We start from the raw sequence: 10,966 nt of genomic DNA on the forward strand, positions 1-10,966 counted from the left end.
CCGGACCTCCCGCGCGCTCATGCAGCGGCGTCCTTCTCGGCCTGCGCGACGGCGAGCAGCTCCTCGGCGTGCGCCAGGCCCAGGTCGCTGTCGTCCAGACCGGCGAGCATCCGGGCGAGCTCCCGCGCCCGCTCGGACGCCGACAGCGACCGCAGACCACTCGTGGTCACCGACCCGTCGGAGTCCTTCACGACGACGACGTGGTGGTCGGCGAACGCGGCGACCTGCGGCAGGTGGGTGACGACCAGTACCTGGTGGGTACGCGCCAGCCGGGCCAGCCGCTTGCCGATCTCGACCGCGGCCCGGCCACCGACACCGGCGTCCACTTCGTCGAAGACCATCGTCGGCGGGCCACCGGCCCCGGCGAAGACGACCTCGATCGCGAGCATCACGCGGGACAGCTCACCACCGGAGGCCCCCCGGTGCAAAGCCAATTCCGGGGCGCCCGGGTGCGACGCCAGGCGCAGCTCGACCTCGTCGACACCGTCGGGCCCGACCGCCAGCCGCCTGCCGTCGATCTCCACCGACGTCGAGCCCTCGCCGACCTCCTTCTGCGAGACCGCCGCGACGACCCGCGCGTGCGGCATCGCGAGCCCGGTGAGCTCGGCGGTGACCTGCTCGCCGAAGCGGACCGCCGCGGCTTCCCGGGCGCTGCTCAGGGATTTCGCCGAGGTCGCGAGTTCCGTCGCCAGCTCGTCACGACGAGCCCGCAGCGCGTCGAGCGCCTCCTCGGACGTGTCGAGGTCGGCGAGCTTCCCGGCCGCCTGCTCGGCCCACGCCAGGACACCGTCGATCGAGTCGGCGTACTTGCGCGTGAGGCCCGCCAGCTGGGCGCGCCGCTCGTGCACCGCCGCCAGCCGCGCCGGGTCGGCGTCCAGATTCTCGGTGTAGGACGCGAGTTCGGTGCCCAGCTCGCCGCAGAGTGCGGCCAGTTCGTCGGCGCGGCGCGCGGCGTCAGCCAGCGTCGCGTCGTGAGCGGCCACACCGGACAGCGACCGACGCACGACGCCGAGCAGCGCGGCGACGTCCGCGGTGTCCATGTCCGCCGTGGGGTCGCCGGCCAGCGCCTGGTGCGCGGTGTAGGCGGCGATCCGCAGCTCCTCGGCGTGTTCGAGGCGCTGGGACTCGGCCTTCAGCTCGTCGTCCTCACCCGGCAGCGGGTTGACCGCCTCGATCTCGGTGAGGCCGAAGCGCAGCGCGTCGGCCTCCTGCGCACGCTCGTGGGCGCGGTTCGTGCGGTCGGCGAGCTCGGCGACCGCCGCGCGCCACGCCTGGTACTGCTCTTTGCAGGCCTCCCGGAGGTGGGCGGCCTCCTCCCCCGCGTACCGGTCGAGCGCGCCACGCTGCTCGGCCGCCGAGAGCAGCCGCAGCTGATCGGACTGCCCGTGCACCGCGAGCATCTGCTCGGCCAACTCGCCGAGCAGGCTCACCGGAACCGTGCGGCCACCGACGTGGGCCCGCGACCGGCCTTCCGCGGCGACGCTGCGCGCCAGCAGCAGCGTGCCGTCCTCGTCGGGCGAGGCACCCGCCTCGGCCACCCGGTCGAGCACGACCTTCTGCGCGGGGTCGTCGGGCTCGAACCGCAGCCGGCCCTCGACCATCGCCCGGCCGGTGCCACGACGCACCCGGCCGGCGTCGGCCCGGCCCCCGAACAGCAGGCCGAGACCGGCTACCACCATCGTCTTGCCGGCACCGGTCTCGCCGGTGACGACCGTGAATCCGTCAACGAGCTCCAGCGTCGCGTCTTCGATGACGCCCAGTCCGGTGATTCGGATTTCCTCCAGCACGTGGCAGAGGCTACCCAGCCCCACCGACAGCCCGCTCGTTGCGGGCCGCTTCCGCGTCGCCGCGCCACCCCTGAACGGGAAGGCCGAACTTCGCGACGAGGCGATCGGTGAACGGGCGCGGGCTCATCCGGACGACCCGGACCGGGTCGTTCCCCCGGCGGATCACCGCACGGCTCCCGGGCGGCATCGCGACCACCCGCTGTCCGTCGCAGGACACCACGGCGGGAACGCCCTCGGCCAGCACCTCGATCATGATCGTCGAGGTGGGAGCGGTGACCAGCGGCCGGGCGAAGAGCGCGTGGGCACTGATCGGCACCACCAGCATCGCCTCGACGTCGGGCCACACGACCGGGCCGCCGGCCGAGAACGCGTACGCCGTGGAGCCGGTCGGGGTCGCACACACGACGCCGTCACAGCCCCAGCGCGAGAGCGGCCGACCGTCGATCGACACCATGATTTCGAGCATCCGCTCGCGCATGGCTTTTTCCACCGACGCCTCGTTGAGGGCCCAGCCGTGTGCGGTGGTGCCGTCCGGGCGACCGACGGTCAGCTCCAGCGTCATCCGCTCGTCGACGACGTAGTCGCCGTCGACGACCCGCTTCACGGTCTCGTCGAGATGCTCGGCCTCGGTCTCCGCGAGGAACCCGACCCGCCCGAGGTTGACGCCCAGCAGCGCGGCGCCGGCCGGACGGGCGAGCGCGGCGCCCCGCAGCACGGTGCCGTCGCCACCGAGGGCGAACACGATCTCCGCGCCCACCGCGGCCTTCTCGTCGGGCCGGACGACAGCCGCGTCGATGTTCAGGTCCGGCGCCTCGTCGGTGAGCACCCGCAGGCCGAAACCGGCGGCGGAGAGCTGCGCCGCCACTCTGCGGGCGTGGACGACGTTGAGCGCTCGGCCGGCGTGGGTGACGATCAGTGCCTGCCGACTCATCTCAGCTAGCTCTCCCTGGCTCTGGTGCTTGTTCGACCGCTGTCCTGACCGCGTCGGGGTCGACCGCCGGAGCGTCCCGCCGCAGCCAGAGGAAAAACTCCACGTTGCCGGAGGGCCCCGGAAGCGGGCTGGCCACCACTCCGGCCACGCCGAGGCCCATCGTCGCAGCCTGGTTCGCGACGCCGAGAACCGCCTCGGCGCGCAGGTTCTTGTCCCGGACGACACCGCCGGCGCCCAGCCGTTCCTTGCCCACCTCGAACTGGGGCTTCACCATCGGGACCAGGTCGCCGTCCGGCGCGGTGCACTTCGCGAGCGCCGGGAGCACCAGGCCCAGCGAGATGAAACTCAGGTCGGCCACCGTCACTTCGCACGGCCCGCCGATGGTCTCGGGTTCGAGCGTGCGCACGTTCGTGCGGTCGATCACCGTGACGCGGTCGTCGGTCTGCAAAGACCAGGCCAACTGCCCGTACCCGACGTCCACCGCGACGACGTGCGCGGCTCCTGCGCGCAGCAGCACATCGGTGAAGCCGCCGGTGGAGGCGCCGGCGTCGAGGCAGCGGCGGCCTTTGACGTCCACGTGGAAGGCCTCGAGCGCACCCGCCAGCTTGTGCCCGCCGCGGGAGACGTACTTCGGGCCGGTGTCCTCGGTGACCGTCACCGCGCTGGCCGGGTCGACGGCGGTCGCCGCCTTGGCGGCGACCTGCCCGTCGACCTTGACCGCGCCGGCCGCGATGAGGTTCGCGGCGTCCTCCCGGGACCGCGCGAGACCCCGGCGGACGAGTTCGGCGTCCAGACGTGTACGGCGCGCCACTCAGCTCCCGTCGACCGCGGCGAGCGTGTCCTGCAGCGTCCGGTGCACGGCCTCGAACGCGGCGACGTGCTCGGAAACCGGACGCACATCGAGGTCGTCGAGCTCGGCCAGCACACCCGCCACCTGAGCCTCCGCCCCCTCGGCATCCACCACCGAAGCAGCGCCCGCCGAATCAGCGCCCGCCGAAGCGACGGCGGGCCCGGGCGACGGCGGGCCGGGCTTCGGCGCGAACGCGCCGAAGCCCCGGTTGTCCTGTTCGGACGTCACGAGTCCGCGGAGTCGCCGGCCGGTGCGGTGGTGCCGCTCGTGCCGGTGCTCGTGGTCGGGGTCGTCTTCGCGGGCGTGGTCTTGGCGGGCGTCGTCTTCGCGGGCGTGGTCTTCGCCGCGGTGGCCTTGGCCGCGGTCGACTTGGCCGCGGTCGACTTCGCGGCGGTGGGCTTGGCCGCGGTGCCGTTCGGCGTCGCCGTCGACGGGGTCGCCTTGGCGGCCGTCGTCTTCGCCGCGGTGGCCTTCGCCGCCTTGGTCGCCGGAGCTGTCTTGGCCGGAGTCGTGGTCGCCGGCAGCGTCGTCGCCGGGGTGACCTTCGTGGCGTCAGCCGGTGCCGACGCGAACGCGGGCTTGGCGGGCGCGGTCTTCGCCGGCGTGGTCTTCGCGGCCGTCGACTTCGCGGGCGTGGTCTTCGCCGCGGTGGCCTTGGCGGCCTTCGTCGCCGGAGCCGTCTTGGCCGGGGTGGTGGTGGCCGGCGGCGTCGTCGCCGGCGTCACCGCGGGAGTCGCCGCAGAGGTCGCCGTGGCGGCGGGGCCGGCAGCCGCGCTGCTCGTGGCCGTGGTGCTCGGAGCCGGAGCCGCCTTCGCGGGGGTCTCCTTGGCCGGGGCGGCCTTGGTAGCCGTGGACTTCGCCGCCGTCGTCTTGGCAGCCGTAGCCTTAGCCGGGCTCTCCTTGGCCGGAGCCTTGGCCGGCGCCTTGGCCGGCGCCGCCTTCTCGGCCGCCTTGACCGGCGCGACCTTCTCCGGCGCGCTCTTCTCCGCAGCCTTGGCCGGAGCAGTCTTCGCCGCCGCCGTCTTCGCCGGCGCGGCAGTCTTGGCCGGCGCGGCCTTCGCGGCCGTCGACTTCGCCGCACTCTTCGCCGGCGTCGCCTTAACCACGCTGGCCAGCGCATCGCCCTGCGTACCCGACGTCGACCCAGTCGACTTCACGGGCGCGGCCTTCGCCGCAGCCTTCGCCACCGTCGGCGTGGCCGCCTTCGCCGGAGCCGGAACCGCCACCGGAGCAACCTTCGCCGGCACCTTCTTCGCCGCGACCTTCTTCTGCGCGACCTTCGCAGCACCCTTCTTCGGCGCCTTCTTGCCCGCAGCGGCATCCGCCAGCGGATCACCCTGCGGCCCACCCGCCGAGTCGGCGCCCTGCGCCGCCGTCAACGCGGCCTCGAGCTCCTTGATCCGAGCGGTCAGCTGGCCGACCTCATCGGCCGTGGCCAAGCCGACACGGTTGAGCGACTTCTCGATCTCCGACCGAACCAGGTTGGTCAGCGCCTCGCGGTTCTCGAGGCTGGTCTTGAGGAGGTCCTCGGTGAGAGCCTGGACCTGCTCGACAGTGGCGCCACCGCTTTTCGCGAGCTTCTTCGCGGCTGCCTTGGCCTGCTTCTTCGGCACATCGGCCAGCCCGGTCGCGAGGGCGAGATACGTCTTGAGAGCTTCCTGCATGGGGTAGACACCTTCCGCTGCGCCGCGTTGGCCCACGCGGCCGAGTCACCTCACGCTACCCGTTGGTCCCAGTTCCAAGCACACCGCCGGTGACGACGGCCCCTTGACCGCACACAGATTCGCACGTCCGAGCCGTGCTGATCGCCCACATCGGCCGGACACGCCGACGGTCCCCTTCCGCCGTCCGGACACGCAGCGCGACCACCGACACCGCGTTGGATCCCCCGAGGTACCGTCCGATCCGGGTGGACAGCCCGAACCAACGAGCGGAAGGAACCCATGGCGACGCTGGAGGAGTGCCGCAAAGCGCTGCAGGACGTGGCCGATCGGATCGCCTCGGGCAACACCGGTGACCGTCAGCCGCCGAAACTCGACCGCTCGCTGGCGTGCCGGATCACCGACCTCGGCACCGGCTTCCACGGTCGCCTCGCCGACGGCACGATCCAGAACCTCGCCGACGGCGACGACCCCAAAGCCCAGATCGCCCTGACGCTGTCCAGCGACGACCTCGTGGCACTGAGCCGCGGCGAACTCGACTTCGCCAAGGCCTGGGTGAGCGGCCGCATCAAAGTCCAGGCCGGCATCAAAGACATGCTCCAAGTCCGCAAGTTGCTCTGACGAACGATGTCGAGTTGGGCTCGTCATGGCGAGCCCAACTCGACATTCACAGCCCGAGCGAGCGCAGCGTGTCTTCGGCAGGCACACCATCGGCACGCACTGCTGGAGCGGCGCCGGAAGCATCCATGACCGCCCATGCCGCCACTGCCAAAGCCCGCAATGCGTCGATCGAAGAGCCGGAGCCGCTCAGCACGAGCCCCGCCCCGTCGGCTTGTACAGAAAACCCGCCGCACGAACCGTCGGAAGCGACCGCGGGATGCGGCTCGGCCAATCCCCGCAGGTCGGCACTCACGTACGTGGGCCGCTCACCGGGAGCCGCCGCGAGCAGATCGGCGGCCTCTGTCACGCCGGTCATGACCAGCAACGAATCCGCGCCACCGTTCACCGCCCCGGCGATGTCGGTGTCGAGCCGATCCCCCACGACCAGCGGCGAAGACGCACCGATCCGCCGCACCGACTCCTGGTGCAACCGCGGATGCGGCTTCCCCACGATCACGTCCGGTTCCCGCCGCACGGCAGCGACGAGCGCCGCCACCAGCGACCCGTTCCCCGGCAACGGACCCCGCCCCGACGGAATCGTCAGATCCCGATTCGTCGCCACCCAGCGAGCCCCGGCTCGGAGCGCCAACGCGGCCTCGGCCAGTTGCTCCCAGCCGACCTCCCGTGCGAACCCCTGCACCACCGCCACCGGCTTGTCGTCCGCCGACCGCACCGGCCGCAACCCGACGTCAGCGACCTCGTCCGCGAGACCTTCCGCCCCGACGATCAGCACCGCGGCACCGGCGGGCAACTCCTCGGCCAGCAGCGCCGCCGACGCCTGCGCCGCGGTCACCACCTCGTCCTCGGACGCCTCGACGCCGACCTTCCCCAGCAACGCCACCACAGCCGGCGCACGCCGCGACGCGTTGTTCGTCACGAACCCGATCCGCATCCCTGCCGCACGGGCCGCCGCGACCCCCTCCGGCGCCTGCGCGATCGGCTCTTCCTGCAGGTAGAGCACGCCATCCAGGTCGAAGAGCGCGGCGTCGTACCGCTCGTTCAGCGGCTTCTCGCTCCCGGCGAGCCCGCTCATCGGACCTCACCGTTCGGAGCATCCCGCGCACTGCCGTTGGGCGCATCGTCGTCCGGCGCCCCGTCGCTGCGCTCGATCCCCCGCAGCAACTCCTCGATCTCCGGCGGCACGTTCACCGTCGACCCCCGCGTCGGCCGCCGCTCCTCGATCGGCGCCCCCGCGGTGGCAGGACCTCCGACCGGATCCACCAGGTTCTGCGCCCGCGCGTTCCGCAGCGCCGTGGCGTAGTGGTGGTCGTGCGGCTTCATCGCCACGGCGAGCGACAGGTGCTCCACCGCCACCTTCGGGTCGCCGGTGCGCAGCGCGGCCAGCCCCAGCCCGAACTGGGCATAGTCGTCGGACGGATGATCGGCCACGATCTGCGCGAACAGCTCCCGGGCCTCTTCGTACTGCTCGGAGTCGAACAGCGCCCTGGCCAATGACTCCCGCGCCGACCGCGACCCCGGATCAGCCGCGAGCGCCCGCTGCAACAACTGCGCGGCCGCCGCGGCGTTGCCCTGACGCAGCAACTCCTCCCCGCGGCGGAACCAGTCATACGCTTCCCCGGTCGGCGAGCCGTGCTCCGGCGTCTCAGTCATAGTTCAACCTCCGAAGTGCGCGTGTTCTGTGCAACGCCGGCGTGCCGCCGGCGGCGGGTCAACCCGCGGTACGTCCCCCGCCGTCGTGGTTCTCGTCGTCCGATTCCGACGCCACGGGGCGAACCGCCGCAGGTTGCGTCAGTGCCCCTCGCGCCGTCCCGGCGGAACCGGTCTCACCATCGTCGCCCTCGTCCCCCGGCACCGGCGCCGGACCGCCGACAGCGAGCTCCTCATCAGTGGGCCGCTCGACAACGTCCTCGTCGTCATCCCAGCCGTCATCGCCGAGCCCGTCGCCGTCGTCGTCGACAGCACTCCCGTTGGCCCCCGGCCGCCCACCGCCGTCCGCGTCGACGTCGCGGTCGTCTGCAGTCGCCGCGGTCTCGTCAACCGAGTCGTCGTCTGCGTCCTCGAGCAAGCTACCGCCGCCACGCTGCTCGTCCGCGCCGCCGAAAGAGTCGCCCTCGCCGTGCGCGGCACCATCTCCGTCGGCCCCGCCGTCGTCGCCGCGCGAGTCGTCGAAGTCGTCCTCGACCGGGTCGTCGAGCGTGTCGTCCTCGAGCGTGTCGTCCTCGAGCGTGTCGTCGTCGAGCGTGTCGGCCTGGTTCGCCGGGGCGTCGTCGAGCTCGTCGGTCGGGGCGGTCTGGACTTCATCGAGGGAGGTGTCGTCGTCTTCGTCGGTGCCCTCGTCGGTGAAGAGGAAGCCGTCCAGGTCGAGAACGCGTTCGTCGGCGTCGGTGAGGCCCTCGGGATCGACGTCAGCGGCCTGGACGAACCGCTCGCGCGCCTCGTCGGTGCGGCCCACCGCGAGCAGCAGCTCGGCGTACGCGTACCGCAGCCGTGGGAGCCACTCGGTGGCTCGGTGAGTGCGCAGCTCCGGTACGTCGAGCGCCGCCAGTGCACCGTCGAGGTCGCCCTGGTCCTGGCGGGCCCCGGCCGCCACGATCATCAGCTCGACGCGCGTCTCGGTGTCGAGCCGCGCCGCCTCCGGGCTCGCGGCGAGCTCGATGGCCTTCTCCGGCCGGCCGAGCGCCCGCTCGGAGTCCGCGATGACCGCGAGGTGCGCATCCGAGCCGGTGAAGCGCCGCCACGCTCGAAGCTCCGAGATCGCCAGCTTCCACTCGCCGGAGTGGTATGCCGCGATACCGACTGCCTCGCGCACGGACGCGATCCGCGCCGCCTGCTGGCGAGCCGCCTGGGCGTGCTCGAGCGCCAGCTGCGGGTCGGTGTCGAGGAAGCGCCCCGCGGCAACGAGGTGGCGCGCGACCGTGTCAGCGGCACCCTTCGGCAGGGCGCGGAGTTCCGCACGGACCTCGCGGTCGAGGTCGCGTACCTCGATGTCTGCAGGGATGTCCGGGCCTGGCGGGCGCACGCGCCCCGTCGAGCCCACCACGATCGGCCCGCTGGAACCCGGCCGCGTGGACCGGGGCGCACCGCCCCGCCCGTCCGGACGCCCGCCACGTACCGGCCGACCCGACCGCTCGCGATCCCCGTACGACCCCCGGTCGTCCCGCGGACCCCGGTCGTCCCGCGGACCCCGGTCGTCCCGCGAGTTCCGGTCGTTGTAGCCGCCGCGCCCGCCGGACGAGGGCCGCCCACCGGAACCACGGTCTCCGTACCCGGCGCGCTCACCGCGCGCAGCGCGGTCGCCGTACGAACGGTCCCCGCTCGAGCTGGACCGGTCGCCGCGCTCCGGCCTGTCGCCGTACGAACGGTCACCGCTCGAGCTGGACCGGTCGCCGCGCTCCGGCCTGTCGCCGTAGGAGCGGTTCCCGCTCGAGCTCGGCCGATCGCCGCGCCCAGCCCGGTCGCCGTACGGGCGATCTCCGCCCGAGCCTGACCTGTCGCCGTAAGAGCGGCCACCGGAGCTCCGATCGGCACCGGTCGCGCGGTCTCCGTAGGCTGGCCGGCCGCCACGAGGCGGCCGATCGCCGAACGAGCGGCCTCCGGAAGTGCTGTCGCCGCTGGGGCGGCTCGCACCGGGTCGGTCGCTGCCGTACTGCCGATCGCCGCCGGACGACTCGCGTCCGCGCCCGGACCTGTCGCCGTACGAGCCGTCACCGCCGGACCGGTTGCCGTAGGAGGGGCGGTCGCCACGGGAGGCACCATCGCGCGAGCCGTCACTGCGGCCCGGCCGATCACCGCCGGAATTGCGCGCGCCGTAGGCGGGACGGTCACCGCTGGACGGCCCATCTCCGTAAGAGCGGCCACCGCCGTAAGAGCGGCCACCGCCGGACGGGCGGTTACCGCCGGATGGGCGGTCGCCGTATGCGGGACGGTCGCTGCGGGGTGGGCGGTCGCTGGAGGGACGGTCGCCCCGGGTCGGGCGGTCGGGGGACGAGTTACTGGTGCGAGGGCCGCGGTCGTCGGAGGAGCGATCGCCGTACGGGCGGTCGCTACGAGGTGGACGATCGTTGGAGGAGCGGTCGGTGCGGGGGCCTCGGTCGCTCGACGAGCGGTCGCCGTAGGGGCGGCTGTCGCGGGGTGGGCGCGAGTCCGAGGACGAGCGGTCGGATCGCGCTGGACGATCACCGTACGGACGGTCGCTGCGGGGCGGGCGGTCCCCGAAGGACCTGTCGCCGCGGGGTCCGCGATCGCCTGAGGCCGATCGGCCACCTGAGGTGGATCGATCGCCACTGGGAGAACGGTCACCGAAGGGACGCCGGTCGCCGTCGCCGCGGGACGGGCGGTCGCCGTACGAGCGGCCGCCACCGTCGCCGCGGGACGGGCGGTCGCTGGAGGAGCCGCTGCCGCCGTCGCCCCGGAACGGGCGGTCACCGTAGGAGCGACTACCGCCGTCGCCGCGGGGCGGGCGGTCGCTGTACGAGCGGCCGCCGCCGTCGCCTCGGGACGGGCGGTCGCTGTAGGAGCGGCTACCACCGTTGCCGGAGGAGGGGCGGTCGCCGTAGGAGCGATTGCCGCCGTCGCTGCGGGGCGGACGGTCGTTGGTGCGGGGGCCGTCGTGGGAGCGGGCGCCGCGGGAGAAGCTCGCGCCCTGGGGGCGGGGGCTGCGCGCGCCGCCGCCGGCGCTGCTGTGCCCGCCGGGCCGACCGCTGCGGGCCGAGCGCCCTTCGCCACCGGAGTTGCCGTCACGCCGGGGGCCGCCGCTGCGGGCCTCGCCGGACCGGGGGCCGGAGCGTCGCTCGCCGCGCGGTGCGCCATCCCGTGCGCCCGCGCGGTCACCGCGCCGGTCGTCCCCGCGCGCGTCTCCGCGTCCGTTCCCACCTGCGTCGGCCACTCCGCACCTCCGGTTCACAACGTACTGGGCACCACCGACACTCCGACACGGGCCCACATAGCAGAAACGCCGTCACCGGCCCTGATCCCGAGAAATCGGATAATCATCAGGGCCGATAACGGCGTTACCGACAAGAAAAAGTCCGGCGGCGTCCTACTCTCCCACACCATCACCAGTGCAGTACCATCGGCGCTGAGGAGCTTAGCTTCCGGGTTCGGAATGGGACCGGGC

General features: G+C 73.2%; 9 protein-coding genes and 1 rRNA gene. 1 reads left to right on the forward strand and 9 read right to left on the reverse strand.

All coding sequences use genetic code 11. From position 1 onward, the window contains the following. Window positions 1–17 precede the first annotated feature (17 nt). Genes recN through ACGFY5_RS36765 form a run of 5 tightly spaced genes read right to left on the reverse strand, consistent with a single transcriptional unit; the run spans window position 18 to window position 5,232 of the window. A complete protein-coding gene (gene recN / locus ACGFY5_RS36745; protein WP_392727795.1) occupies window positions 18–1,787 on the reverse strand; it encodes a DNA repair protein RecN in 1,770 nt (589 codons plus the stop codon). A gap of 10 nt (window positions 1,788–1,797) precedes the next feature. After that, on the reverse strand, window positions 1,798–2,718 hold the full coding sequence (locus ACGFY5_RS36750; protein ID WP_392727797.1) for an NAD kinase: 921 nt from the start codon (window positions 2,716–2,718) through the stop codon (window positions 1,798–1,800). A 1-nt stretch (window position 2,719) separates the two neighbouring features. Beyond that, on the reverse strand, window positions 2,720–3,529 hold the full coding sequence (locus ACGFY5_RS36755) for a TlyA family RNA methyltransferase (RefSeq protein ID WP_392727800.1): 810 nt from the start codon (window positions 3,527–3,529) through the stop codon (window positions 2,720–2,722). Continuing rightward, window positions 3,530–3,796 carry a hypothetical protein gene (locus tag ACGFY5_RS36760; protein ID WP_392727803.1) on the reverse strand — a complete coding sequence of 89 codons (267 nt, stop codon included), beginning with the start codon at window positions 3,794–3,796 and terminating at the stop codon, window positions 3,530–3,532. It abuts the gene before it with no gap. Beyond that, the gene (locus tag ACGFY5_RS36765; protein ID WP_392727806.1) at window positions 3,793–5,232 is read right to left on the reverse strand and encodes a phasin family protein; all 1,440 of its coding nucleotides are present in this window, start codon (window positions 5,230–5,232) and stop codon (window positions 3,793–3,795) included. The genes ACGFY5_RS36760 and ACGFY5_RS36765 overlap by 4 nt, the downstream gene beginning before the upstream one ends. 279 nt (window positions 5,233–5,511) lie before the next feature. On the opposite strand from ACGFY5_RS36765, the gene ACGFY5_RS36770 reads away from it, so the two are divergent. Beyond that, window positions 5,512–5,850 carry an SCP2 sterol-binding domain-containing protein gene (locus tag ACGFY5_RS36770; RefSeq protein WP_392727808.1) on the forward strand — a complete coding sequence of 113 codons (339 nt, stop codon included), beginning with the start codon at window positions 5,512–5,514 and terminating at the stop codon, window positions 5,848–5,850. Between the two features lie 46 nt (window positions 5,851–5,896). Here ACGFY5_RS36770 and ACGFY5_RS36775 read toward each other — a convergent pair whose 3' ends face one another. The 4 genes from ACGFY5_RS36775 to rrf all read right to left on the reverse strand — a co-directional run. Further along, window positions 5,897–6,922, reverse strand: a complete 1,026-nt coding sequence (locus ACGFY5_RS36775; RefSeq protein WP_392727810.1) for an HAD-IIA family hydrolase — start codon at window positions 6,920–6,922, stop codon at window positions 5,897–5,899. Further along, on the reverse strand, window positions 6,919–7,500 hold the full coding sequence (locus ACGFY5_RS36780; RefSeq protein ID WP_392727812.1) for a tetratricopeptide repeat protein: 582 nt from the start codon (window positions 7,498–7,500) through the stop codon (window positions 6,919–6,921). Before ACGFY5_RS36780 ends, ACGFY5_RS36775 begins: the two co-directional genes overlap by 4 nt. A gap of 58 nt (window positions 7,501–7,558) precedes the next feature. Further along, entirely contained in the window at window positions 7,559–8,869 is a 1,311-nt protein-coding gene (locus tag ACGFY5_RS36785; RefSeq protein WP_392727815.1) for a hypothetical protein, read from the reverse strand. Between the two features lie 2,006 nt (window positions 8,870–10,875). Then, window positions 10,876–10,966, reverse strand: a 5S ribosomal RNA gene (gene rrf / locus ACGFY5_RS36790); the annotation flags it as partial.

The sequence above is a fragment of the Cryptosporangium sp. NPDC048952 genome (assembly GCF_043197895.1).
Lineage (GTDB): Bacteria > Actinomycetota > Actinomycetes > Mycobacteriales > Cryptosporangiaceae > Cryptosporangium.